15 protein-coding genes are annotated in these 25,554 nt (G+C 63.9%); 6 read left to right on the forward strand and 9 right to left on the reverse strand.

Annotated features, from left to right (window positions below):
- Positions 1 to 48: 48 nt before the first annotated feature.
- Positions 49 to 7,449, reverse strand: coding sequence for a putative Ig domain-containing protein (locus IRI77_RS25940; protein ID WP_194447901.1), 7,401 nt, complete (start codon positions 7,447 to 7,449; stop codon positions 49 to 51).
- 20 nt (positions 7,450 to 7,469) lie between these two features.
- Positions 7,470 to 8,237 carry a PEP-CTERM sorting domain-containing protein gene (locus IRI77_RS25945; protein ID WP_194447902.1) on the reverse strand — a complete coding sequence of 256 codons (768 nt, stop codon included), beginning with the start codon at positions 8,235 to 8,237 and terminating at the stop codon, positions 7,470 to 7,472.
- 144 nt (positions 8,238 to 8,381) lie between these two features.
- On the opposite strand from IRI77_RS25945, the gene IRI77_RS25950 reads away from it, so the two are divergent.
- Positions 8,382 to 9,602, forward strand: a complete 1,221-nt coding sequence (locus tag IRI77_RS25950) for an MFS transporter (protein ID WP_228486320.1) — start codon at positions 8,382 to 8,384, stop codon at positions 9,600 to 9,602.
- 31 nt (positions 9,603 to 9,633) lie between these two features.
- Here the strand turns inward: IRI77_RS25950 and IRI77_RS25955 are convergent, their stop codons facing one another.
- From IRI77_RS25955 to rpsT, 3 genes are all read right to left on the reverse strand, one after another.
- Complete coding sequence (locus IRI77_RS25955) at positions 9,634 to 9,828, reverse strand: FmdB family zinc ribbon protein (RefSeq protein ID WP_194447903.1); 195 nt, start codon at positions 9,826 to 9,828, stop codon at positions 9,634 to 9,636.
- A gap of 45 nt (positions 9,829 to 9,873) precedes the next feature.
- Positions 9,874 to 11,133, reverse strand: a complete 1,260-nt coding sequence (locus IRI77_RS25960) for an MFS transporter (RefSeq protein ID WP_194447904.1) — start codon at positions 11,131 to 11,133, stop codon at positions 9,874 to 9,876.
- Positions 11,134 to 11,248: 115 nt separating this feature from the next.
- Positions 11,249 to 11,530: a 30S ribosomal protein S20 gene (rpsT, locus tag IRI77_RS25965; protein ID WP_194447905.1), complete on the reverse strand. Its 282-nt coding sequence runs from the start codon at positions 11,528 to 11,530 to the stop codon at positions 11,249 to 11,251.
- A 319-nt stretch (positions 11,531 to 11,849) separates the two neighbouring features.
- On the opposite strand from rpsT, the gene IRI77_RS25970 reads away from it, so the two are divergent.
- The 3 genes from IRI77_RS25970 to IRI77_RS25980 are packed head-to-tail and all read left to right on the forward strand — an operon-like array spanning position 11,850 to position 17,521.
- The gene (locus IRI77_RS25970) at positions 11,850 to 13,208 is read left to right on the forward strand and encodes a TolC family protein (RefSeq protein ID WP_194447906.1); all 1,359 of its coding nucleotides are present in this window, start codon (positions 11,850 to 11,852) and stop codon (positions 13,206 to 13,208) included.
- Complete coding sequence (locus tag IRI77_RS25975; protein WP_194447907.1) at positions 13,205 to 14,371, forward strand: efflux RND transporter periplasmic adaptor subunit; 1,167 nt, start codon at positions 13,205 to 13,207, stop codon at positions 14,369 to 14,371. Before IRI77_RS25970 ends, IRI77_RS25975 begins: the two co-directional genes overlap by 4 nt.
- A gap of 6 nt (positions 14,372 to 14,377) precedes the next feature.
- Entirely contained in the window at positions 14,378 to 17,521 is a 3,144-nt protein-coding gene (locus IRI77_RS25980; RefSeq protein ID WP_194447908.1) for an efflux RND transporter permease subunit, read from the forward strand.
- Between the two features lie 7 nt (positions 17,522 to 17,528).
- Here the strand turns inward: IRI77_RS25980 and IRI77_RS25985 are convergent, their stop codons facing one another.
- A complete protein-coding gene (locus tag IRI77_RS25985) occupies positions 17,529 to 19,997 on the reverse strand; it encodes an ABC transporter permease (protein ID WP_194447909.1) in 2,469 nt (822 codons plus the stop codon).
- 146 nt (positions 19,998 to 20,143) lie between these two features.
- On the opposite strand from IRI77_RS25985, the gene IRI77_RS25990 reads away from it, so the two are divergent.
- Positions 20,144 to 20,299, forward strand: coding sequence for a hypothetical protein (locus tag IRI77_RS25990; protein WP_194447910.1), 156 nt, complete (start codon positions 20,144 to 20,146; stop codon positions 20,297 to 20,299).
- Here IRI77_RS25990 and IRI77_RS25995 read toward each other — a convergent pair.
- From IRI77_RS25995 to IRI77_RS26005, 3 genes are read right to left on the reverse strand one after another with little or no spacing between them, the layout of a single operon-like run.
- On the reverse strand, positions 20,296 to 22,185 hold the full coding sequence (locus IRI77_RS25995) for a xanthine dehydrogenase family protein molybdopterin-binding subunit (RefSeq protein WP_194447911.1): 1,890 nt from the start codon (positions 22,183 to 22,185) through the stop codon (positions 20,296 to 20,298). The two genes, IRI77_RS25990 and IRI77_RS25995, sit on opposite strands and share 4 nt — an antisense overlap.
- Positions 22,178 to 22,654 carry a (2Fe-2S)-binding protein gene (locus IRI77_RS26000; protein ID WP_194447912.1) on the reverse strand — a complete coding sequence of 159 codons (477 nt, stop codon included), beginning with the start codon at positions 22,652 to 22,654 and terminating at the stop codon, positions 22,178 to 22,180. The genes IRI77_RS25995 and IRI77_RS26000 overlap by 8 nt, the downstream gene beginning before the upstream one ends.
- A 42-nt stretch (positions 22,655 to 22,696) precedes the next feature.
- The gene (locus IRI77_RS26005) at positions 22,697 to 24,016 is read right to left on the reverse strand and encodes an alkaline phosphatase family protein (RefSeq protein ID WP_194447913.1); all 1,320 of its coding nucleotides are present in this window, start codon (positions 24,014 to 24,016) and stop codon (positions 22,697 to 22,699) included.
- 142 nt (positions 24,017 to 24,158) lie between these two features.
- Here IRI77_RS26005 and IRI77_RS26010 point away from each other — a divergent pair, with 142 nt between their 5' ends.
- The gene (locus IRI77_RS26010; RefSeq protein WP_194447914.1) at positions 24,159 to 25,541 is read left to right on the forward strand and encodes an efflux RND transporter periplasmic adaptor subunit; all 1,383 of its coding nucleotides are present in this window, start codon (positions 24,159 to 24,161) and stop codon (positions 25,539 to 25,541) included.
- Positions 25,542 to 25,554 lie beyond the last annotated feature (13 nt).

Raw genomic sequence — 25,554 nt, forward strand, 5'->3', positions numbered from 1 at the left:
GCCTCCGAGGTCCGTCTCCGGCGGCTCTCCTCCGGAGTCGAAACGGGTTTACGGTGCGTTGGCCGAGATCCAGCTGTTCGCCAGAGACTGGCCGCAGCCCAACCCGCCCGCCTGGAAGCCCAGGATCGACGGCGCCTTGGGCTGGATACTGAAGCCGTTGGGGCCAATGGTCGGTTGGAACCCGAGGCCGCCGACACCGTTGAGTTGAGGAGCATTGCCGAAGCCTGGGGGCAGGACGTTGTTGGCCCCGGGTGCCGTCACGCCGCAGCCCGCCGGATTCCCCGCCTGGATCCCATTGATGAAGCCGTCAGCGAAGGGCAGGTCTTCGGTGTCAAAGTAACTGGCGACTTTGTTCACGGCCTCGCCGTAGTTGGATGCCGCCTTGGCCGACTGGCTCCATGCGGTCGCCAGGTCGAACCCGGACGGACTCACTTTCCCGAGGAAGTCACCCAGGAAGTAGAGGATGTTGCCGCTAAACCCGAGTCCCGTTCCAGCGACAGCGCCGGAGGCCTTGAGCATGTGATTCTCCTTGATCATCAGCATGTACTCCACCGCGGCGACGCGCCCGCTGGGATCGGTGTAGTTGAGCGGATTATTCAAGGCATAGGCGTAGGGGTGCTGCGACTTCGGATCATAGAACGAGCCCAGCACCGGATCCTTCTGCAGGAAGCGGCCGAGGGTGGGATCGTAGTCGCGAGCCTGCATGTGGTAGGTTCCGGTTTCGATATCCAGGTAAGCGCCCGTGTAGGTGAACGGATTGTAGCGGACGGCGGAGAAGAGGAAGTTGCCGTTGTTCTGCAGCATCTCGCCCCAGGCGTCGTAAGCATAGTTCTGGACCACGGTACCGGAGGCATCGGTGATGGCCCAGATGGAGCGCATCAACCCGGGTATATAGAAGAAGGCGTTGGCGCCCTGCGTCAGGAACAGCGGTTCGCCGGTATCCGGATGCAAGGTGAAGCGTTCGAACACGGTGCCGAAGTTGTACATCTGCACGAGGTTCAGTCCGTCGTAGACGTGGTCGAGGTCAGCGGAGCGTTTGATGCGGCGGCCGAACATGTCGTTGTTGGCGAAGATGTTCGCTCCGGTCTTCATCTGGTTCATGACATCGAAGGTGAAATTGGTGGCTCCGCGGGCGGTCTGGTTGCCCGAGGCGTCGTATGTGAAGGCGTTGGCAGCGTTCTGCACCAGGCGGTGATCGGTGCCGAACACGGCGCCGGAATCCAGGCGGTTGCCCGCCGCGTCGTAGGACCAAGTCCGGCTGCGGTTGCCCAAGCCCGCCGAGGTGATGGTCTCGCCCGTCAGGCGGTTGAGTGAATCGTAGGTCCAGGCGATGGTGCCGTCGTTCATGACCGCGCCGGTCTTACGGCCGACCGCGTCGTAGCTGAGCAGCCACGAGCGAATGACCCCGCCCGAGCCATTTCGTAGGATCAGGCTGGTCAACTGCCCGCGGCCGTTGTAGGCGTAGGCGACGGAAGCCCCGTTGCTGTGCGTCATCAAAGTGCGGCGCCCGTTGCCGTCGTACGTGAAACTGGTGGAGTTCACGCCGGTGGCGATCAGTGACAACCGGCCGTCTGTGTCGTAGGAGTAATTGGTGATGCTGCCGTCGGGGGCGGTGAGCGAAGTCCGTCGGCCGGACTGGTCGTAGGCGACACTTACCGTGCGGCCGCCGGTCTGCGTGGAAGTGACAAGACGGTTGGCCGCATTCCAGGTCATTGCGGTCTGCAGCGTGGTGAGGCCATGCACCTCTGTGCCCTGCAAGAGGCGTGAGAGGTTATCGAAGGTGTAGGTGATGTTGCGGTCCGGGCGGGTTTCGGTAGCGATACGGCCGTAGCCGTCGTAGCTGGTCTGAATGACGCCACCGGTGGGCCGCGTGAGGGAGGACAGCATGGAGTCGGGCGACCAGACGGAGGAGGTAGCGCCGCCGTCCGGTGTTGTGTGGGCTGTTTCGCGGCCCGCTCCGTCGTAGAGGAAAGAGGTCTGGCGGCTGAGCATGTCGATGCTGGCCGAAACCTGGCTGCGAGAGTTGCGGGTGTACTGGTGGGTATGGCCCTGGGCGTCGGTGACCGACACCAGTTCGGCCGCGCAGTTGTAGCCGTAGGTAGTGGCCTGGTTGAGTCCGTCGATCGCGGAGGCCAGCTTGCCGAATTCATTCCAGCTATACCTGGCCAGCGTGACGCCGTTCTGCTTCACGGCGGTGACCTTGTTGTAGTTGTCGAACTCAATCTGGGTCTGGACGCCGTTGGCGTCGAACCAGCTCACCAGGTTGCCGGCCGAGTCATAGGAGTAATTCCACGTTGCGCCGCTGGGCCACCGTTCCGAGATCATGTCTGAAGTTGCGTTGTAGGCAAACGTCTTCGTGACGCCGCCGGAGGTGCGGGTAATGCGCCGCGCCTGCGCATCCCAGGTGGACGACTCCGACTCCACCAGGACGTTGGCGGCGTTGCGCACCTCGCGGGTGAGCAGGTTTCCGGTGGCATCGTAGATGTGACGAACCGTGTCGCCATTCGGCTTGGTGATGGTATCGATGAGGTTCTGGGCCGTGTACTGGTAGCTGGTGACGAGGGGGCTGCCCACCAGCGGGGTATTCGCCTCGGAGAGCAGATTGCCGGCGGCGTCATAAGTGAAGACCGCGCGCCGGCCGGAGGGCAGTTGGATGCTGGTCAGATGGTTGCCGGCATCGTAGGTGTAGGTGGTGGTGCGGCCGGTGCCATCGTTGCGCGACAGCAGGTTGCCCTGGGCGTCATAGGCTTCCGTCACGATGGTGCCGCCGGGCAGGGTCACGGTGCGGGTGCGGCCCGTCACATCGTAGGCGATGGATGTCTTCTGGCCGGCCGCATCGGTGGAGGAGATGACGCGGCCAGTAGCGTCATATTCCTCTTTAATCCCCGTGCAGTTGTTGGGCGAATGGATTTCCGTCAGGTAGTGCGTCGAGCCGAGGTAAACGAAGGTGGTGACCTTGCTGAGCTGATCGGTGACGCTGAGCAGGCGGCCTAATGAGTCGTAGGTGTAGCGCAGGCGGGCGCCGCGGGTGTCGGCCATTTCGGTGATGCGGCCCGAGCCGTCGCGGGTGATGACGACACTGCGTCCGGTCCACGAAGTCACGCCATTGGGGGCGACCTGGGTCCTGTTGCCGGCCCGGTCCTGGATTTCGGTGACCAGGCCATTGGACAGCAGGAACGTCAGCCCTTCGCGTGTCTTCAGCCGGAAGTTGCGGGGATTGTAGGGCTGGAACGCGGCATTGCCGCCGAGACAGACCATGCCCTGGGCACCGCCGAAGAACTGCGGGCAGTCGAGATTGACGAGCTCGTCTCCAGAGCCGGCCGGAGCCACGTAGTTGTTGTCCAGAGTCGGGAAGAGGGGATTGCTCTGGATGGGCGCGAAGGCGAATTTGGCGCGGCGCCCGCTGGGCAGCGTGACGAAGACATTGAACGAAGCATCGGACCGGAGGTCGAACTCTCCGTAGCCGAGAGACCAGCCACGGCCGAAGTCGTTGGCATAGGGTTTGGTGGAGTTATAGATGCGCCGCATGACGATGGGCATGCCGGCTGTGGCCACGGTCATGTCGTTGAAGGTGACCGAGAAGGCCCCCGGTTTGTATTCACCGGAGCTGACGATGATTTCCTGGAACGCCGTTGCCACCTGGGTCTGGTCGCGGCCCACCAGCCGGATGAGATAGGGATTGTCGGCGAGCAACGAGCTGGGCAGAACGGCCAGCGCCGCATTGGTCACATTGGTGGTGCCCTCAGCGAGGCGAGTCCAGGAGGCATCGCCCTTCACCTGGTATTCGAGTTCCCAGGACTTGAGATTGGCATCGATCACCGAACCACGCACGGTGACGTCGCCGGAGACCGTGGTGCTGGGTGCGGGCGAGAGGATGGTGACGGTGGGGGGCGTGGTGTCGGCGCCGCTGACGGTGACGACGAAGCTCTGCGTCACGCCATTGCCGAAGGTGTCGCCCACACGCACTGTTACGCTATTGGCGCCCGTCTGGTTGGCCGCCGGGGTCCACTGGATCTTGCCCAGGTTTGAGACGGTCATGCCGGTGGGGGCGGTGAGCAGGTTGTAGAGCAGGCCGTCGTTCTCAGGGTCGGTGGCAGTGACCTGGTAAATGTAGAGTCCATTCACCTGCGATTGTGTGGGCGCCGTGGAGGTGATGACGGGTGGACCGTTCACCACGGCCGAGACGGTGATGTTCCAGGTTTGAGTCGCAATCGCGCCGATGATGTCGCGCACTTCCAGCGTGACCGGGTTGCTCCCGATTTGGGCGACGGCGGCATTCCAGAGCAGGACGCCGGTGAGCGGGTTGATGGTCATGCCATTCGGCGCCGCCCGGAGGGACCACGTCAGCACATCGCCGGCATCGGCGTCGGTCGCCTTGGGGGCATAGCTGTAGGTCTGGCCCACGCGGCCGGTGGGCGGTGGGGTGGTGGTGATCACGGGGCCGTGGTTCTGGTTCACCACCAGCAGCGACCAGGACTGATTGGCTGTGGCGCCAGCTATGTCACTGACCCGGACGGATACCGGAAATGTTCCGGCGGAGGACGGGGTCCACTGCAGCAGGCCGGTGGAAGGGTTGACGGTCATGCCGCCGGGCCCGCTGACGAGGGCGAAGGTCAGCACCTCGCCCGCATCGGGGTCGGTGGCTTTCAACGTATAGGCATAGACGCGGCCTACGTTGCCGCTGGTGGGCGGCCGGGAGCTGAAGAGTGGTGCATTGTTGATGACCTGGGTTTCGACAAACAGGTTGAAGGCTTGAAGGGCTTCACGGCCCTTCGAATCGCGAACACGCAGTTGAATGCGATAGGCGCCGCCCTGCCCCGCACCGGGCGTCCAATCGAGGCGGCCGGTGGAGGAGTTGATGGTCATGCCCTGGGGCGGCGCGGTGAGCAGCCAGGTGAGCACTTCGCCGGCATCGGGATCGGCTGCCACGGGCATGTATTGGTAGGCAACACCGGTACGGACCCGTGTGATGGGGCTGCTGGTGATGGTGGGGGGTGTATCGCCGCGCTGGGTGCGAGGGATGGGGGTGGCGGAGGATTCCGTGCCCAGCGGCGACTCCAGTCCTTTCGCGTCGACCCAGCGGACGTTGTAGAAGTAGGTTGTACCGTTGGTGAGGCCCTGGTCTGAGTAAGAGCCCAGGGTGGTCACCAGCCCATTCCGGATGGACGTCGCTCCGGCAGCGCCGCTACGCCGGTAGATGTTGTAGGAAGCCGCGCCCGGCACGGGTGTCCACTTGAGATCGGCGCCGGAGTCCTTAAACCGGGAGATCAGGTCGTCGACCGCGGTGGTGGGGCCAAGCCCGATCAGCAGTTGTGCAGCGGCGACGTTATTGGTTTCGTCGCCTTCCGTCACCGCGGCCGCCGTATCGGCGGTGACGACGAGGTTCAACGCCCCCGCCGGCGGGTTCAGCCATACCACCTGGACGTCCTCGAACTCGCCCGGAGCCAGCGGGTGCGAAGTGTTCACCGCACCCAGCAGCGGCCCGCCGGAACCATTGCGGAACTCCACGCGGTGGACGCCGGCTGGGCTCGATCCCCCGTTGCCGATGCGGGCGAGCAGCAGCGTCTGGGCCGGGAAGTTGCTGTCGATGCGACGCAGCAGCGACGGGACGAGATCCGGTGCGGAGTTGGGCGCAGTCAATGAAGTGGGCAGTAGTCCGTTCACGCGGAAGTTGTTCAGGCCGGGTGTCAGCCAGTTGGGGGTGACAACGCGGGGAACTGTCAGGTCGTCGTTGATGTTGGTGATGGAGTAAGCGTGCTGATTCCATAGCTTGCGCGAGTTGGCCCAGTTACCGTTTGCGCCGGAATAGACGCGTACGCCGAGTTGGGGCGTGGCTCCGCCGGGCACCGCCGGGACCACGATGTCGGCATGCCCGTCGCCATCCACATCGGCCACTACGGGCATCTCCAAAGCGGTGCTCGACGAGCGTGGAAACTGATTCAGGATGGCGCCGTCGGTGCCGCGGAAGATGTAGAAGAACTGTTCATCGGCGAACACGACCTCGGCACTCCCATCGCTGTTGAAGTCGAAGACAGAGGCGGAGGTGACGCCGGAGCTGCCATCCAGGATGGGCACGCTCCATTTCATGGCGCCATCGGTCTCATAGACGATGAAATGCGCATTGTCGGCCACGCCGATCTCGGGCTGCCCGTCGTTGTCGAAATCGGCGATCACCGGGGGGCCGCCGCGCGCGAATGCGCCGGGGGCGTCGGAGACCCATTTGAGGGAGCCGTCGTGTTCCAGCAGGTAGAGGCTGAAGCTGCCGTTGGGCCGGACGACAACCTCCGGGTAGGGGTCGGCGTCGAAGTTGCCGACTGCTACGAAGCCGTCAAAGAGCCCCCAGCCGCCATAGGCGGCGCCGGTTTTGTCCCAGTAGATGGTGCCGTCCGCGCGGTAAGCGGTGGGGCCGGCGATAACTTCCAGCTTGCCGTCCAAGTCGAGATCGGCCACCACGGAGGCGCGTGCCGTGGCGCCGAAGCCGCCGGTGCTGCCGGCGCCGGTCCAGAGCAGTGTGCCGTTGGCGTTGAATACCATGTTGCCGACCACCAGGTTGATGGTGCCGTTGGCGTTCAGGTCGGCGGCCGAGATTCCCACCCAGCAGTTCGTCTGCGCCAGGGGGCCCGCTAGTTGCTGGATGCCGCGCCACTTCAAACCGCCGTCGTGCTCAAAGGCGATGAGACGGCACGATTCGTCCGCCGTGATGATCTCCGGACGGCCATCGCCATCAATATCGGCCAGCGTCACCCCGGCTCCGGGATGCACGCGGAGCGCGGGGTCCGTGATCGACAGCAGGGGTGAGCCCGTATCACCGGAAACCACGCGCAGCACGCCGTTCTGGAATTCGCCGGTGATGAGTTCAAAGGTCGTGAACACGACATCCGGTACGCCGTCGCCATTCACGTCTCCGACGACGGGCGTGTTAGTGACGGCGCGGCTGGCGGGGACGTCGAAGAAGGTGTCGCGCAGCCACTTTACCTGCGGGTTGAGGGCGGTGGAGGCAGGCGGAGTGAACTTGCTGTTCTGGCCCGTGTGGCGCACGTTGTTCTCTTCGTTCTGCTCAGCAATCGCAGAAGCGGAGTCGGCGAGGACGTAGAGAATATTGCCTTTGAATTGAAGAGTTCCGCCCAGCGTGATGCTGACGGGCGTGCCGGCATTGACGGCCAGTGCCGAGTTCACTGTAGCCGTGCCCAGGGACTGGTCTGTGCCGCTGTCGTATTTGCCATTGGCATTGCGATCCTCAAACGCGCGCACCTGGAACGAACCGGCCGTTGCGGCCGAGCCCTGGTTCTTCACCGTGGCGCTGAGAGTGCCGGTGGTGACCAGGGTCTGGGCGTCCGTAGTGACGGAGCCCGTGATGGCGGTGACGACGAGGTCCGGTGTGGCCTGTGACCAGAGCCACCCGGCGGCGGCCAGTGGAAGTACGCAAAGAGATAGGGTGCGGGTGTTCATGATTTCCTCCGGGCAGCGGCCTAGCGGCGGCGGGAAAAGGCCGAGGTCCAAATGCGGCGGGACAGGCAGACACTCAGGCCCGAGGCGAGTAGCAGCGCAGTGCCTGGTTCCGGGACGCCCGTGGGCGGTGGAGGCGGCGGAGGGGGCGGACCGGTGTAGGGACCGAGTTGCGCATAGGCGTTGAAGTACAAGGCGATGTTGGAGTCGGGATCGACGAGCTGCAGCCCGGCGGCGTCCGTGAGGCTGAGAGTGCCGAAGACATACAGGGACTGGCCCTGGTGCATCGTTTGAATCAGAAACTGGATGGCCGCTGATACGTCATCGGGTGTGCTGGAAGGGACACCGATGGTCTCGTCGAGTGCTCCGGTGAGGGTGTGGGTGTAGATGTTGCCGAAAACATATTCGGGTTCGTCGATCTCCCAACTGGTGAATGGGAGCGCGCCTACCGGCGCCAGGACGGGCAGAGCGTTGGAGATGTAGTCACCGTATTCATTGAAGAAGGAGTTGGTGTCGCGGTCGATGTCTGGGTCCAGGAAGAGCGTGAAGCGCAGATTCGAGATATCCGCGCCCGTGAGATTGGTCCAGGTGAAGCTGAAGCTGCCCAGATTCTCCGCATCGAGCGCGGAAGTGAACTGCGGCGATGCGCTGGTGAAGCTGGCCTTCGGGACGGAGCTGCCGCCGTAGTGGATGTAGGCTTCCAGGCTTTGGAGCTGGATGATGGCGGCCGCGGAAGCGATGCTTTGGCAGGCGAGCAGTCCCAGGACGACGCCCAGTCGAGAAATGAACATTTGCAGGTCCCCTCGCCTCTAACCCGCAACGCGAAGACGGGAAGGCTCACGGGAAGAGAGAATTTTTCGGCGAGCGGGCTGTGCCTGGCGAATCGTGTCGCGGTGCGAGCGGCGGGGCCATTAAGGCTATACTGACCCCTATCCGTGCGGTTTTTTGAAGGTGTCTTCTCCACACCCCGCTGGCTGGCGTTGTGGGCCGCCCAACTGGGTTTCATGCTCGACGCGATGGACGTACTGTTGTACGTCTTCGCCCTGACGACCCTGAAAGCGGAGTTCGGCTGGACGAACGCGCAGGCCGGGTTGGTCTCGTCGGTGACGCTGATTTCATCCGCGGCCGGCGGCATCGTCGCGGGCGTTGTCTCCGACAGGATCGGGCGGCGGCGCACGTTGATCTACACCATCCTGCTTTACTCGCTGGCATCGGCGGGCACGGCGACGTCGCGCGGGATCGTCGACCTGATTTTCTGGCGGGCGCTGGTGGGCCTGGGGCTCGGAGGGGAATGGTCGGCTGGCGCAACGCTGGTGGCGGAGTCGTGGCCGGCGGAACATCGGGCAAAGGCCGTGAGCTTCATGCAATCGGGCTGGGCGCTGGGGTATATGGCGGCGGCGGGGCTGTCGGCGTGGATCCTGCCGGCGTATGGCTGGCGGGCTTTGTTTCTGGCGGGTGTGTTGCCCGCGCTGGTGACTGTGTTTATCCGGCGCAAGGTAGAAGAGCCGGAGATCTGGGTGAAGTCGACCGGGAAGGCCAGCTTTATGGGCATCTTCCGGCCGCCGGTGGGGCGCAGGACCTTGTTCGCGACGATCCTCGCCACCAGCGTGTTGTTTGCCTACTGGGGCCTGTTCACTTGGCTGCCCGGGTTCCTCTCATCGCCCACTGAGCAGGGCGGAGCCGGCATGAGCATCCTGAAGACGAGCGGATTTGTGTTCGCGGTCCAGATGGGCGCGTTTTATGGATACCTGTGTTTTGGAGTCCTGGCGGACAAGTTCGGTCGGCGGCCGGCCTTTGCGTTCTATGTGGGCGTGGCGGCATTACTGACGCCGCTGTATGGACTGGCCCCGCGGATCTCCCCCATGCTGCTGCTGTTGTTGGGACCGTGCATCGGGTTCTTCGGCACGGGTTTCTTTTCGCTATTTGGGACGATGCTGGCGGAGTTGTACCCGACGGCCATCCGCGGTGCGGGACAGGGCTTTGTGTACAACTTTGGAAGGGGCTTGAGCGCCTTGGCGCCGTATGCAGTTGGGTCCCTGGCCGATCACTTTGGGCTAGGCGCGGCGCTGGGACTCAACTCCGCATTCTTCCTTGCGGCTTCGCTGCTGGTCTTCCTGCTGCCGGAGACCCGGCAAACCCAACTCGAGACTGTTTAGACGACCACCCGGGCCGCCGAGGTTAGCGGGCTCAGGTAAAGCGTCCGGTGGGGATGCAGCCGCCGCCTTTGCCGCCGGAGGACGAGGAGCCGACGGCGCAGGCTGAGACGCGCCGCTCCACGTGCTGCGAGGCGCAACGAGGACAGACCAGGTGCCTATCCGCCTCGGACATGCGGCGGAGCTGTTCATACAGATGGCCGCATTCGGTGCAACGGTACTCGTACATAGGCATAGTTATTCCCAATGATGCCAGATGGCGGAAAGGGTGACACTAGACAGGCACGGTGATCTTTTGGATCTTGCCCATGAACACCTGGGTGCAAGTCCAGGCGATGAGATGGAACGTGCCCATCATCACAAAGACAGGTGTGTAGCCGTAGTGGGTGACCAGGTAGCCGGGCAGAAGGGCCGTAAAGATCACGCCTCCGATGCCGCCCATGAAGCCGCCGATGCCAATGACCGAAGCGACCGCGCTCTTGGGAAAGACATCGCTGACTGTGGTGTACAGATTGGCCGAATAGCCTTGATGAGCGGCCGTGGCCAAGCTGATGAGGGCAATGGCGAGGATCGTCGACTCGACAGCCACGGCGGTGGCGGCCAGGGGCATACACAGGGCGAAAAGGGCCATGGTGGCTTTGCGGGCTTTGCCGCTCTCCCAGCCGCGCCCGATGAGGAAACCGCTGACCCAGCCTCCAGCCACGCTGCCGAAGCTGGCGGTGAAGTAGATGACGGGGACGGCCCAGCCAATTTCCTGGAGGCTGAGACCGCGTGCGCGCTTGAAGTAGAGGGCGAGCCAGGTGAGATAGAACCACCAGACAGGATCGCTGAAGAACTTGGCCAGGCCGAAGCCGTAGGTTTCGCGGATGCGAAGCGCCTGGCTCCAGGTGATTTGGGTCTCGATCTTCTCGTCCGGATCGCTCTCGATGATGGCCAGTTCGGCTTCGTTTACCCATTTGTGCTGGCGGGGCTGGCGGTAGATCCACCACCAGAGAATGAGGCAGATGAAACCCGTGGAGGCGGTGATGAGGAAACAGGCTCGCCAGCCGTAATGGAAGTTCATCCAGACAAAGACGGGTGGTCCGCAAACTGAAGCGATATTGGTGCCGGAGTTAAAGATGCCGGTGGCGAGAGCACGATCCTTCTTGGGGAACCACTCGGATACGGCTTTGATGGCGGCGGGGAAGTTGCCGCTTTCTCCCAGGCCCAGGAGGCCTCGCCAGAAGCTGAGGTCGACGAAGCTGCGCGCGAGGGAGTGGAGGCCGGCGGCCACACTCCAGAAGACGATGGCCACGGAGTAGCCCCAGCGAGTCCCTTTGCTGTCAATCACTTTGCCCATGATGAGGAAGCCCACGGCATAGGCGAACTGGAAGGCGCTGTTGACGTAGCCGAACTCCAGCTCCGAGAAATGGAGGTCGTCGAGAATGACCGGACTGAGGATCGTGAGCATGATCCGGTCCAGGTAATTATTGGTGGTGACTATAAAGAGGATGGCGAGAATGAGCCAGCGGATCGACGAGGGTCTGGGATTCACGTGTCCGATTATACTGAAATGTCAATCGAAAGTGAGGCAGGGGGGGAGGCGGAGGCAAAAGAAAAGCGGCGCACTGAGTGCGCCGCGGTTGAAATTGAGGCTGGTTGGACTTCTGCTACGCCGCGGCCGGAGCGCTGGTGAGCGACTTCAGGCGGTTGTGGAGGCGGGACTTATACCGCGAGGCGGTATTGTCCTTGATGATGCCCCACTTGGCGGCGCGATCGACAAGAGAGAAGGTCTGCGGCAGGAGTGCCGTGGCAGCAGCCACGTCTTTCTTTTCAACAGCCCGGCGCATGGCGCGAATGGCATGGCGCAGGCGGCTCTTCCGCATCCGGTTAACTTCCGTGCGACGCTCAGTGATGCGCACACGCTTCAGCGATGAAAAATGATTCGCCATTGATTCTACTTACAGACCCTTACCCAAAGTTGTACATGGTCAGGATAGCGCATTGAGAGGCGAGGCGTCAAAGCCGAGCTTCGGATGAGTGCACTGCAAACCAGCCACCTGTAAATCTTTCGGATATTTTGACTATCCTACGATAAGTCTTATGAGAGAATAACGGTAGATCGTTCGGCTAGGCGTGCCGACTCGACGCGATCCATGCCGTTGGATAGACCAATCATGTAGCTCCTCGAATTGCCGGCATCTCTGGAATTGCCGGGCGAGCCTCCCTCTGCTGGATCACCCAGTGCTGGCTGAGTGTTTGAACCAAACCATGCATTTACTGACCGGTCCCACCTTCCGCCACAACTCTCTGCTCTGGAGGATCCTGGCTGCCGGGGTGCTGCTGGCGCCTCGAGCGTGGCCCCAAGCTGCTCATTCCACGACAGAAGCCTCCGTTGGGCGAGCCGCGCAGCAGAGCGTCCGTCCGCCTATCGGCACGGTGTCGACGGAGCCGGCGGAATCCCTGACCCTGGAGAAGGCCCTGGCCCTGGCTGAGGAGCACAATCCGCAGTTGAAGGCGGCCGCGGCGATGGCTCGGGGCGCCAAAGCCTCCATTACTACTGCGTCCGCTTACCCGAATCCGGAATTCACAACATTTGCCGGACGGCAATACCGGCGTTTGCCCGGCGCGGAACCGGGCTTATTGCAACATTACAGCGTCGAGCAGCAGGTGGAATTGCCGTCGGTCCGCAAGTCGCGGATTCTGACCGCGGAGTTGGGCCGCCAAAGCAGCCGGTTTGGCCTGGAAGAGGCCCGGCTGGGTGTGCGGGCCGGTGTGAAACGGGCGTTCTACCTGGTTTTGCGGCGGCGCGCCGAGCTGGAACTGGCGCGGGAGAATCTGCGGCTGGTGGAAGATCTGCGCCGAAGGATCCAGATTCAGGTCGAAGTGGGCGAGGCGGCGAAGCTGGAGTTGGTCCGCTCGGATGCGGAAACGGCGACGGCGCGGGTGCTGGCGAATAGTGCGCAGCTGCGGCTGCTGAATGCGACGACGGCGCTGCGGACGGCGATTGGGGCTCCGGTGGCGGGGGAGGTTGCTCCGCAGGGTTCGCTGACGCCACAGATCACGTTGCCTCCCTGGCAGACGCTGCTGGGTGTCGTCCTGAATGAGCATCCGATGCTGGCGCAGGCGGGTTCGGAGATCGAGCGTGCGAAGGCCCGTCTGTCGAATGAGTTGGCCCTCAGGAAGCCGCAACCGTCGCTGCGGGCCGAGTATGAGAACCAGCCGGACCTGGGGTTTTTCCGGTTCGGCGTCACTCTGCCGGTGCCGGTCTGGAACAAGCGGGAAGGGCCCATTGCGGAGGCCGAAGCGGCGTTGGAGCACCTGCGGGCCACGGCGGAGATGAGGCGGTTGGAGCTCACGGCGGAACTGGAACGCGCCTACGGCCAATATGAGGTGGCGAGCCAGCAGGTGGCTTCGTTTGAGCTGGGCGTGCTGAAGGAGGCGACCGCGGCTGTGGACGCAGCCGAAGCGGCGTTCCGCTTCGGGGAGCGAGGGATTATTGAGGTCCTGGACGCGCAAAGGGTGCTGCGCACCGTCAGGCAGGATTTCCTGACGGCGCAATACGACGTGCAGGACGCGCTGATCAATCTGGAACAACTGCGAGCGATTGCCCCGGAGAACCATCCATGAAACTTGCCCACCGAATCCTATTACCGGCCTGCGCCGTGGGTGCGCTCTTACTGACAGGGTGCAAGGGCGCCGCTAGCGTGAGCGAGGCGAAGGCGAAAGAAGCGAAGCCGTGGGACGCGATGTCGATCCGCGTAACGGCCGACGTCGCGCGGCACATCCGGACGGGCAAGCCGCAAATGTCGCCCGTGGCGGCGATCCTGGATGTCGCCGGGCGGGTTGAGGCCGACGAGAACCGCATTGCCCGCGTGAACTCACCGGTTTCCGGCCGGATTGTGGACCTCGAAGTAGTGGAAGGGCAGACGGTGAAGCGCGGCCAGGTGGTGGCGGTGATCCGCAGTACGGAACTGACGAGCGCGCAAACCGAGTTCCTGAAGGCCCATTCCCAGCGGCGCCTGGCGGAAAAGGCGGTAGACCGGGCGAAGAGGCTGCTGGACGCCGGCGTGATCGGCGAGGCGGAGTTGCAGCGGCGCGAGGCGGAACTGGTGCAGGCGACGGCGGAGGTCTCTTCGTCACGTGACCAACTGGCCGTGCTGGGCATGACGGAGGAGGCGTTGGACAAGCTGCAGACGAGCCGGACGATCAACTCGCTGTTCCAGGTGCAGGCGACTATAGACGGAACCGTCCTGGAGCGCAAGGCGACCATCGGCCAGGTGGTGCAGGACGCCGAGGTGGTTTGCGTGTTGTCGGATCTATCGAAGGTGTGGCTGGTGGCTGATCTGCCGGAGCAGTCGGCCGGCACGATTGATGTGGGGAAGAGCGTGGAGGCGCAGATTCCGGCGCTGCCGGGGCAGACGTTCCACGGGAAGCTCACATTCGTCAGCGCGACGGTGAACCCGGAGACGCGCACCGTGCGGATCCGCATGGATGTGCCGAATCCGAGGGGCAAGTTGAAGCCGGCGATGCTGGCCACGATGCTGCTGAAGGACGAGTCGCAGAAGCAGATGCTGGTGCCGTCGACGGCGGTCGTGCGCGAGGGGAATCAGGATCACCTCTACGTGGAGGCGGCGCAAGGCGTGTTTGCGATGCGGCCGGTACAACTGGCCGGCGAGTTTGAGAAGTCACGCGTGGTGGTGAGCGGGTTGACCGGCGACGAGACGATCGTCCTGGACGGGGCATTCCATCTGAACAACGAGCGCAAGCGGCTTGCGCTGCAAGGGGAATAGCGGCCCATGCTGGACACTCTGGTTCAATTCGCGCTGAAGCAGCGTGTAGTGGTGGCCGTGGCGGCGCTGGCGCTGATGGGCTTTGGGCTGGACGCGACGCGGCGGCTGTCGGTGGACGCGTTTCCGGACGTGACGAACGTGCAGGTGCAGATCGCTACGGAAGCGCGCGGGCGTTCGCCGGAAGAGGTGGAGCGCTTCGTGACCGTGCCGGTGGAGATCGCGATGACGGGCCTGCCCGGCCTGGACGAGATGCGTTCACTGAACAAGCCCGGCCTGTCGATTGTGACGCTGGTCTTCACCGATGAAACGAACGTCTATTTCGCGCGACAACTGGTGATGGAGCGGCTGGTGGAGGCGCGGGAGAAGTTTCCGGAAGGCGTCATGCCGGTGCTGGGGCCGGTGTCTTCCGCCCTGGGCGAAGTGTATCAGTACACGCTGGAAAGCCCGAACGACGGTGATAAGGTCCTGACGAAGGAAGAGCTGGTGGAGCGGCGCATCGTGCAGGACTGGGTGGCGCGGCCGCTGCTGCGGTCGATTCCCGGCGTCGCCGAGATCAACTCGACGGGCGGCTATGTGCGGCAGTACCAGGTGCTGGTGGATCCGGCGAAGCTGCGGTACTACAGCGTATCCATCCAGGATGTGGTGCAGGCGCTGGCGCGAAACAATGCGAATTCGGGCGGCGGGATTCTGCCCCAAAGCTCCGAACAGTACCTGATTCGAGGCGTGGGCCTCATCCAGTCGTTGGATGATATCCGGTTGATTGTGTTGAAGGAGGTTGGCTCGACTCCGGTGTATGTGAGGGACGTGGCGGAGGTGCGGTTCGGGGAAGAGGTCCGGTATGGCGCGATGATCAAGGGCGGCTATACCGAGGCCGTGGGTGGCATCGTGATGATGATCGCGGGCGGGAACGCCAAGCAGATTGTCAGCAAGGTGAAGGAGCGGGTGGAGGAGATCAACGGCAAGAACATGCTGCCGGGCGGACTGCGGATCGTTCCTTACTACGACCGGTCGCAACTGGTGGATGCCGCGATTCACACGGTAGTGAAGGTGCTGATCGAGGGTATCGTGCTGGTGGTGATCATCCTGTTCCTGTTCCTGGGCGATCTGCGGTCGAGCCTGGTGGTGATTGCGACGCTGATCCTGACACCGCTGCTGACGTTCCTGGTCATGAACAAGATCCACCTGTCGGCGAACCTGATGTCGCTGGGTGGGCTTGCCATTGCGATTGGCCTGATGGTGGACGCGTCGGTGGTGGTGGTGGAGAACATCTTTGCCAAGCTGAGCCACAACAAGCACGCGGACCGCACGGCCACGATGGTGGAGGCGGTGCGCGAGGTGAGCACTCCGGTGATCTTTGGAATTGGCGTGATCATCCTCGTGTTCCTGCCGCTGATGACGCTGGAGGGCATGGAAGGCAAGATGTTCGCGCCCCTGGCGTATACGATCGCCATTGCGCTGGCTATCTCGCTGGTGATCTCGCTGACGCTCTCACCGGTGCTGTCGTTCTTCCTGCTGAAGAGCAGCAACGAGCACGATACGATTCTGGTGCGGGTGCTGAAGCGGATGTACGGGGCCGTGCTGCAGCACAGTCTGAAGCATGAGCTGCGGACCGTGGTGATCACCGTGGGAATGCTGGTGGGCGCGGTGCTGCTGTTCCCCTACCTGGGCACGTCGTTCATTCCGGAAATGAAGGAAGGATCGATCTCGCCCAATATCGACAGGGTCCCGAATATCTCGCTGGATGAGTCGATCGCGATGGAGAAAGAGGCGCTCCGCATGGTGCGGGCAGTGCCTGGCGTGGAGAAGGTGGTGTCGAGGTTGGGCCGCGGAGAGTCGCCCGCCGATGCGGCGGGTCCGAATGAAGCGGACGTGATCACGACGCTGAAGCCGCGCGACCAGTGGCCGAAGGGCTGGACGCAGGATACGATCGCGGAGCAGATCTCGAAAAAGATCCAGACGCTGCCGGGCATCAACTTTGTCATGGCGCAGCCGATCTCGGATCGTGTGGACGAGATGGTGACCGGTGTGCGCGCCGATGTGGCCGTGAAGGTGTTCGGCGACGACCTGGAGCAGTTGGTGGCCAAGGCGAACGAGATCTCGAAGATAGCGGCGACGATTCGCGGACTGCGGGACAGCCGCATCGATCGTGTAGGCGGGCAGCAGTACCTGAACATCACGATCGACCGCCAGGCGATTGCCCGCTTCGGTTTGAATGCGTCGGATATTCACGACATGATCGAGACCGCGATCGGCGGCAAGGCGGCCACCGAGATCTATGAGGGCGAGCGGCGGTTCCAGGCGGTGGTGCGGTATCCGGAGTGGCTGCGGCACAACGTGGAAGAGATCCGGCGGATCGTGATCCACACGCCGGACAACGGCAAGGTCCTGCTGGAGAACCTGGCGAAGATCGATGTGGTGGAAGGGCCGGCGCAGATCAACCGGGATACGGCGAAGAGGCGGATTGTCGTTGGACTCAACGTGCAGGATCGCGATCTGGGCGGGTTTGTGGCGGAACTCAAAGAGAAGGTCGGCAAACAGGTGCAGTTGCCGCCGGGCTACTTCATCGTGTGGGGCGGCCAGTTCCAGAACATGGAGCGCGCGTTGGAGCATCTGAAACTGATCGTGCCCATCACGATCGGGGCGATCTTCTTCCTGCTGTTCCTGCTGTTCGGCTCGCTGCGGTTTGCGGCGCTGATCATCACGGTGCTGCCGTTTGCATCGATTGGTGGTGTTGTGGCGCTGTTCGCCACGGGCGAGTATCTGTCCGTACCCGCTTCAGTAGGGTTCATTGCGCTGTGGGGCATCGCTGTTTTGAACGGTGTGGTGCTGGTGTCGTATATCCGCAAGCTGCGGGAATCCGGGCTGGAGCAGAAGGAAGCGATTGCGCAGGGTGCGATGCTGCGGTTTCGTCCGGTGATGATGACGGCGACGGTGGCCGCGCTGGGACTGGTGCCCTTCCTGTTTGCGACGGGGCCGGGCTCTGAGGTACAGCGGCCGCTGGCGATTGTGCTGATTGGCGGGCTGTTCACTTCGACGCCGCTGACGCTTGTGGTGGTGCCGGTGTTGTACCGGTTCTTCGAGGCGCGGGATCCGCAGCCGCCAGCGGCGGGTCCGGTGGCCGAGCAGGAGCCGGTTCCGCAGCACGCATAGAGGCCGCCTACTCGCTGCGGAGCGAGGTCATCGGGTCGATGCGCGCCGCGCGCCGGGCCGGCACGTAGGTGGCGAAGAAGGCAATGGCAGAGAGCAGCGCCGCGATGGTGGAAAAGGTTGCTGAATCCGTGGCCTGCACGCCGTAGAGCAGGCTGCTCATGACTCGTGTGAGGGCCGCGGCACCGAGCAGGCCCGCCCCTACGCCGCAGGCCGCAACGAGCATACCGCGCGCGACGACGAAGCCGGTGATCGAGTTCGGAGTGGCGCCCAGGGCCATGCGGATGCCGATTTCGCGCGTCCCTTGATCGACGAGGTACGACATGACGCCGTAGACTCCGATGGCTGCCAGGGCGAGGGCCAGGGAGGCAAAGAGCGTCAGGAGGGTCATCGAGAATCGGCGGCGGGCCATGGATTCCTCGACGCGCTGCTGCATGGTGCGGACGCGGTAGATGGGCAACTCCGGATCCAGTGCCCGGATCTCTTTCCTGACGGCGGAGACGAGGGTGGCGGGGTCAGAGTCCGTGTGGAGAGTGACGTACAGGGCGCGTGTGGGGTACTGCGTATGGGGCAGGTAGAACGCAATGCGCGAGGTGGCGTCCAGGCCGTATTGCTTCACTTGCCTCACGACTCCAATCACCGTGTGCCAGGGCGCATCGGACCTGGCTCCGCTGGTTCGGATTCGTTTGCCGATGGGATCCTGATTGGGCCAAAGCTGCTGGGCCATGTACTCGTCGATCACGATGACGCGGGGCGCATCGAGTTTGTCCTGCTGCTGGAATAGACGGCCTCGCAGCAAGGGGATGCCCAGGGTTTCGAAATACCGGCCGCCCGCGATGCGCTGGTCGGCGTTGATGAATTCCTCGCCTGGTTGTGGCGTGCGGCCTTCCACCGTGATGGGGCCCCACGAGAAGTAGTTGGAGAGCGGCAGGGCACTGACTCCGCCGGAGGAGGTGACGCCGGGGAGGCGATCGAGGCGCTGCCAGAGATCGCGATAGGCACTGAGGACGTTCTCGGATTTCGCGTACCCGCGGCCGGTCATCGTCAGTTCGAGGGTGAGCACGCCTTTGGGGTTGAAGCCGGGCGGTACGTTCTGGAGCCGGGCGAAACTGCGAATGAGAAGGCCCGCACCGATCAGAAGCACAACGGAAAGGGCGAGTTCAGAGACGACCAGCAGGCGGCGCAGGTGATTGCCGCGGCCCCAGATGCTGTTGGCTCCGGCGGCTCCGCGGCCCTCTTCCTTGAGGCGGCCGGCGGGATGGGTGCCGGCCATGCGGAAGGCCGGGGCGAGTCCGAAGAGCAGGCCGGAGAGAAGGCTGATGACGAAGGTGAAGAGCAGCACTTCGCTGGTGACGGAGATGCTGGAAAGGCGCGGCACGTTGCGCGGCTGGATGGCGTGGATCCAATCGATGCCGGCCATGGCGAAGACGACACCCAGCGCGCCGCCGCCCAGCGAGAGCAGGATGCTCTCCGTCAGCAACTGGCGCAGGATCTGGCCGCGCCCGGCGCCGAGTGCGACGCGGATGGCGATCTCCTTCTGGCGGCTCATTGCGCGGGCCAGCAGGAGGTTGGCGACGTTGGCGCAGGCGATGAGCAGCACGAACGCCACCGCGCCCAGCAGGATCAGCAGGGGGCGGCGGACATCGCCGACAACCTGTTCCTGCAAGGGTACGACGCTGAAGGTGAGGCCCGAGTTGGGTGGGTAGTAATCAGGGAACGAGCGGACGAGGCGGGTGGTGATGCCGCTCATCTCCGCCTGGGCCTGGGCGGGGGTGACGCCCGGCTTCAGGCGGCCAAGGATGTTGTAGTCCTCGCGAGTCCTGGTGGACGCGGCTTCGGCGCCGAGAGGCAGCGGGAGAAAGATCTCGCCGTCTTCGGCGACACCGAGCGTAGGCAGCACTTCGCGCGGAAGCGAGAACTGTTGCGGCAGGACGCCGACGATCTGGTAGCTTTGCCCGTTGAGGGTGATGGAGCGCCCGACGACGCGCGGGTCGCTGCCATAGCGGCGAATCCATGTCGCGTGGCTGAGGATGGCGGTGCCGCCTCGGCCTGGGTGGTCCTCTTCGGCCAGAAACAGGCGGCCCAGCGCGGCCTGGGCGCCCAGCATGGGCAGCAGGTTGGAGGAGACCCGGATGGTGCCGATGCGTTCGGGTTCGCCGTCGCCTGTGAGGTTGTAGTTGGCTCCGATGGCGATGGCGAGTTGCTCAAAGCCGCTATGGCCGTTGCGGATGTCGAAGTACTGAGCCGTGGAGAACCAGTCTTCCGCGATGTTGAGGCCGGGCGAGCGGTTCCAGAGGATGACGAGTCGATCGGGATTCCGGTAGGGCAGCGGCTGCAGCAGGAGTGCGTTGGCGACGCTGAAGATGGCGGAGTTGGCGCCAATGCCGATGGCCAGGGAGAGCACTGCGGCGAGGGTGAATCCTGGGCTTCTGGCGAAGCCTCGCAAGGCGTGCCGGAGATCCTGAAGCAGCGTATTCATTCGAAATTGTAGGCATCCTACCATGGGCACTCAGGGTTGGAGCCATGCTTCGGCGTAAACTCCTACGGATGCCCGGGGCAAACATAACAATTTTGATGTAAACCGGCCGTTCGGGGGGATCGTCTGGAAGAGCATCCGGGACAGCGATGGGCGCCATCAACCTGAAGGCGCTGCCGGGTCTCTCTGGAGTGGCTGGTGCGCGGGGCCGGGGCAGGATTTCGACACAGGGTACGGCGATTTCCGTGTTGGGTCTGCGCTTCGGCACGCAGGCATTCACTTCGATTCCGGTCGCCAACGGTTAGGTGGTGAGCGGCAGGGCGTGGGGACGAACGCCCGTTGCCGCGTATAACGCGTTGGCCAATGCGGGAGCGGGCAGGGCAATGGACGACTCGCCCGCTCCGGCGGCCGGAATCTCGCGGCGGTCGATGATCTCCACGCGCAGATCCGGCACATCCTGAAAACGCGGGACACGGTATTGGGAGAGCCGCCGGGTAAGCTGGCGGCTGCCGTCGAAGCGCAACTGTTCCCAGAGCGCGCCGCCCAGGCCTTGAATGATGGCGCCCTGCATCTGGTTCTTCAGATTGTCGGGATTGAGCGCCGCGCCGAAGTCGCCGACGGCGACCAGGCGGACAACGCGCAGTTGCTTCGCCGCGCCTTCGGTTTCCACGAAGAGCGCCAGGCGGGCCAGTTTCTCGAGATTACAGGCCAGGCCGAAGCCGCGGCCGTTACCGAGCTTGCGGCGGCCCCAGCCGAAGAGCGCGGCGCCCTTCTCCAGTGCTTCCTTCAGGCGCGCGTCGTCGATGTTGGCGAGCCGGAATTCCAAGGGGTCTTGCTTCAACTCGTGCGCCCATTCGTCGACGTGCGATTCGCGGGCGAAGTTGTTGGCGGTGGCGGCCAGCGCGCGATAGGAGCCCTGGCGGAGAGGCGTCTCAGACCGCCAGAACTCGTTGGACATGTCGGCAATGACATAGGGCGGTTTGATGCCGGGCGCTCCGGCGTTGTAGTTGCGGAAGCGCCAGGCGGAGAGCCGGCCGGCGGCATCCACTCCGCTTTCCACGTCGACCAGGGCGGCGGGGCGCGAGTATGCCACCCAGAATTCCTCCTCGCGTGTCCAGGCCAGGCGGACCGGCGCTTGCGCGGCCTTGGCCAGCCGAGCGGCTTCGAGTTCGCATTCGCCGCGTTGTTTGCCGCCGAAGCCGCCCCCGGGCATGGTCACGATGATTCGTACCTTGGATTCCGGCACTCCGAAGGCCTTCGCCAATTCCGCGCGGACCAGGAAGGGCGCCTGCTTGCCGCAGCGGACGACCAGGGTTCCGTCGCGCCACTCGGCGATGGCGGCGCGAGGTTCCAGGGCCACGTGGGCGATGGGCGGTAGCCAGTAGGTGGAATGGAGACGGCGGTGGGCCTTGGCTAAAGCGGCTTCGGTGTCGCCCTGGCGGATGAGCGGCGGGTAGCGGGTGTCCTTTACCTCGACGGGTTCGATGCTCTTGGTGCGGAAGGTCTCGCGCATTTCGTCGAGGGAGGGCAGGGGTTCCGGCTTCCACTTGGCCTGGACCAGGCGCGCGGCCTCCAGGGCGGTCTGGCGATCGGGCGCGACGACGCCGAGGAGATCGCCATCGCGGACGACTTGAACTCCGGGTATGGCGCGAGCTGCCGAATCGTCGAAGGATTCGAGCCGGGCGCGGTAGGCGTCCGGACGGACAATGCAGCCATGGCGCATATTTTCGACGTGCAGGTCTCCGCAATACTGCAGCGAGCCGGTGACGGCCGCGCGCCCGTGAAGCGGGGGTACCGACTGTCCCAGGACCTTCCAGTCCCTCGGCTCCGTCAAGGAGTGGCCCGCGAAGGCGGCGGCGTCCTTGCGCACGGCAGGCACGGTTTCCGGCGAGGTCAGGGAGGCCCAGGTGCCGCCGTCATCGGGGACGAGGTCCGTGTCAGCCATGGTCAGGCGGATTCTCTCGACCGGCAGGCGCAGTTCTTCGGCGATGGCCTGGGCCAACAGTGTCCGCGCACCCTGGCCCATTTCGATCTTGCCGGTGAAGGCGTCGACCAGGCCATCGGGCGCCATGCGTAGGCGGACGGGCGGCTCGGCACCCTGTATGGAGAGGGTGAGCAGGCTGCCGGAGCCCAGCAACTTGAGGAAGTCGCGCCGCTTGTACTCGGCCAGGAGGAGGTCGTTTTCAGCCACGACGATCCTCCTTGCCCAGCGAGGCGACAGCCCGAACGGCGGCGACGATGCGAGGGTAAGTCCCACAACGGCAGATGTGGCTTTGCAGGCCCGCGCGGATGTCTGCTTCGGAAGGGTGTGAATGTTGGGCGAGGAACGAGACGGCTCCCGTGATCATGCCGGGCGTGCAGAAGCCGCACTGAAATGCGGAGTGGTCGAGAAATGCCTGCTGGACCGGATGCAGTTTGCCGTCCACGGCCAGGCCTTCGATGGTGGTGACTTCCTTCCCCTGGGCGGAGGCGGCGGGCAGGATGCAGGATTTCACAGCCTGTCCGTCCAGCAGGACTGTGCACGCGCCGCACTGGCCTTCGCCGCAGCCGTACTTGGTGCCCGTCAGGCCGGCGTAGTCCCGGATTGCGTCGAGCAGCGTCAATCTGGGCGGGACTTGCAGACTCCGGTCCGCGCCGTTCAGCCGGAATTTCAGTTCCATGGGCGTGTCTGTCAAATCTTACGCCCATTCGAGGGGCTGGACCTACTGCTTGAGGAGATCCTGCCCTTTGGACTCGGGCAATGAGACGCCCAGCAGGACACTCGTTGTGGTGGCAACGTCGGCCAGATTGCCGTGGGGCAATGCGCGGGCGGCGATACCGGGTCCGTATACGAGGAAGGTACAGTCGAGCTCGGCGGGGCCGGGCACGAAACCGTGCATGCCGCGGGTGGCTCCAGAGGACGTGATCCAGGCGCCGCTACGATTGCTGCCCACGGTGAAGCCGCGGCGCATGCTGACGGCGGCGAAGGCGTGCGAGTAGGATTTGCGCTCGGCAAGTTGAGTCTTGTCCAGGACGTGTTCCACGCCCCAGCGCTCGTTGGCCTGCAGGGTGGCCAGGGCCTTCATGACGATTTGCTGGGCTTCTGTGTCCTTTGGGTCTTTGACGACGAAGGCGACGGAGCCGCCGTTGGCGTGGGTGGCGACGCGCCACTCCGCGGGCTTGCCTTCGGGTGCGGCCAGGCCGAGGCTCGACAGGAACGCCTGGGGTTGGAAGGCCTGAGAGACCGGCCAGAAGCCGTGGTCGCTCAGGATGACCCAATGAGTGGAACTTTCGATGCCGGCTTCGCGGACAGCCGCACGGATCGAGCCGATGGCCTTGTCGATCTCTTCCAGCGCGTGATGGGCCTCAGGGCTGCCGGGGCCGAAGCCGTGTTCCTCATGATCCAGGTCAATCAGGTGGATCAGCATGAGGTGCGGCTTGCGGGTGCGGAGGATGTAGGCGGCCTGGGCGGCGCGCAGGGCATCGGTTTGGGGTGCGTCCCATGTGTTCTTGCCGAGCGCCTTTTCGCATTCCTCATAGAGGCCGGGGGTGCTGATGGACCGTTGCAGCAGCAGCGAGTCTTCTCCGTGGAAGACGGCATACTCGGGAATGTTGTAGTCGATCCTGGCGCCGACGGTGACGGGCCAGGCGACGGCTCCAACGGTCTTGCCCGCAGATTTGGCGGCGTCCCAGAGCGTGGGCTTTTTGATGAGTTCGGAGAACCAGTACCAGGCCCCGTGCGTGCGGCTTTCAGGGTCGAACAGGTTGTTTCCGAGGATGCCGTGCTCGGCGGGCTGGACCCCGGTCATCATCGTTGTGTGGCTGGGATAGGTCACCGTGGGGAAGACTCCAGTGAGACCGGCGGAAACTGCACCTTTGTCTCGCATTTCCGCGAGGTTAGGGATCTTTAGCCCCAGCTTCGCCGAGTCGCGGAGCGTCTCGGCTTTTAGGCCGTCGACCGAGATCACAATCACACGCCGGTCAGCCGTCTGGGCGAACAGGGCGGTTGACAAGAGGGCAGTGGCCAGGAGGTTCTTCCACATAAGCTACGACTCTATCAGGGCAAGGTTGCATAATCGTGACTGCTCGTTAGCCAGGGAGGGCTATGCCATTTACACTTCTTCAGATGAAGGACCGTCATCCGCCGTGAACAGAGGGCGTCTTTACGAGTGGAAGGGCACTAAAATGAGTCGCACAAAATCGACAGGTTGGGCCACGGTGGCGGCTGCCCTGGTGATCGCCGCCGCGGCTGGTTCGTATTCGTTGATGCGTGGCCGGAATACTGAGCACTACCGCACGACAGTCATCTCGCGCGGTGACCTGCTCCAGACCGTGTCGGCCACCGGCAACCCGAATGCCGTGGTCACGGTGCAGGTGGGTACGCAGGTCTCCGGCAACATCCAGGCCCTTTACGCTGACTTCAACAGTCATGTGACGAAGGGCCAGTTGATCGCCCGGATTGACCCGACTTTGTTCGAAGCCAGGGTCCAGCAGGCGCAGGCGGCGTTGGACGCGTCCAAGGTGGCGGTGGTGAACGCGCAGGCGCAGATCCAGGCCCGGCAGGCGGACATCCTGACGGCGAAGGCAAATCTGGCTGCCGCGACGGCCAACGTGCTGAAGGCGCAGGCGGCTGTCATCGATGCGAAGAGCAAGTATGAGCGCCGCCACGCGATGGAGGACGACAAGATCTTCTCCAAAGAGGACATCGAAACAGCCAAGGCCACGTTGGACACCGCCAATGGCAGCCTGACCGCTGCGAAGGCCCAGGAAGACGCGGCCCGTCAGGGCATTGCTTCGGCCGAGGCGCAACTGGCAGTGGCCAAGGCAGGTCTCGACTCCGCCAATGCGCAGGTGAGGCAGAGTGCCGCGAACCTGGTCCAGAGCCAGATCGATCTGGACCATACGGTCATCCGTGCCCCCGTCGATGGGACCGTGGTGGCGCGCCACGTCGATGTCGGACAGACCGTCGCCGCGAGCTTGCAGGCGCCCACCATCTTTGAGATCGCCGAGGATCTGACGAAAATGCAGGTGGACACCAACGTTTCGGAAGCCGATATCGGCAAGGTGGAAGTTGGGCAGGAGTCCAGTTTCAGCGTGGATGCCTACCCCGGCCGCATCTTCCGCGGAGCGGTTCGTGAGATTCGCAAAGCGCCCATCAACGTTCAGAACGTCATCACCTACGACGTGGTGATCGGTGTGAACAATGAGGATCTGAAGCTATTCCCGGGCATGACCGCTACGGTCAAGATCGTTACCGGCCGCCGCGAGGGCGTGCTGAAGGTGCCGAATGCCGCACTGCGATTCCGCCCGGATGGCTCCGCTCCAGTTCCCGCGATGGCCTCACGCCGGGGGCCGGCCGCTTCCGCGGTCTGGACGATGGGGCCCGATGGGAAGCCGCGGCGGCAGACAGTTGCTACAGGTGCAACGGATGGAAACTTCACGGAAGTGTCGGGGAATGGTGTAGCGGAAGGAACGCCGGTGATCGTCGCTGCCACTGTCGGCTCTGGTGCAGCGGCGAAGAACGCGGCGCCGTTCGGCGGCTCCGGCAACCGAGGGCCCAGGATTTGAGCGGCGGCCCGTA

Source organism: Paludibaculum fermentans (assembly GCF_015277775.1).
GTDB classification, from domain to species: domain Bacteria; phylum Acidobacteriota; class Terriglobia; order Bryobacterales; family Bryobacteraceae; genus Paludibaculum; species Paludibaculum fermentans.

Bases quoted from the DNA above. Each gene is read 5' to 3' on its own strand.
- IRI77_RS25940 (WP_194447901.1), bottom strand. From the start codon at position 7,449: ATGAACACCCGCACCCTATCTCTTTGCGTACTTCCACTGGCCGCCGCC.
- IRI77_RS25945 (WP_194447902.1), bottom strand. From the start codon at position 8,237: ATGTTCATTTCTCGACTGGGCGTCGTCCTGGGACTGCTCGCCTGCCAA.
- IRI77_RS25955 (WP_194447903.1), bottom strand. From the start codon at position 9,828: ATGTACGAGTACCGTTGCACCGAATGCGGCCATCTGTATGAACAGCTC.
- rpsT (WP_194447905.1), bottom strand. From the start codon at position 11,530: ATGGCGAATCATTTTTCATCGCTGAAGCGTGTGCGCATCACTGAGCGT.
- IRI77_RS25970 (WP_194447906.1), top strand. From the start codon at position 11,850: ATGCATTTACTGACCGGTCCCACCTTCCGCCACAACTCTCTGCTCTGG.
- IRI77_RS25975 (WP_194447907.1), top strand. From the start codon at position 13,205: ATGAAACTTGCCCACCGAATCCTATTACCGGCCTGCGCCGTGGGTGCG.
- IRI77_RS25980 (WP_194447908.1), top strand. From the start codon at position 14,378: ATGCTGGACACTCTGGTTCAATTCGCGCTGAAGCAGCGTGTAGTGGTG.
- IRI77_RS25985 (WP_194447909.1), bottom strand. From the start codon at position 19,997: ATGAATACGCTGCTTCAGGATCTCCGGCACGCCTTGCGAGGCTTCGCC.
- IRI77_RS25990 (WP_194447910.1), top strand. From the start codon at position 20,144: ATGGGCGCCATCAACCTGAAGGCGCTGCCGGGTCTCTCTGGAGTGGCT.
- IRI77_RS26000 (WP_194447912.1), bottom strand. From the start codon at position 22,654: ATGGAACTGAAATTCCGGCTGAACGGCGCGGACCGGAGTCTGCAAGTC.
- IRI77_RS26005 (WP_194447913.1), bottom strand. From the start codon at position 24,016: ATGTGGAAGAACCTCCTGGCCACTGCCCTCTTGTCAACCGCCCTGTTC.
- IRI77_RS26010 (WP_194447914.1), top strand. From the start codon at position 24,159: ATGAGTCGCACAAAATCGACAGGTTGGGCCACGGTGGCGGCTGCCCTG.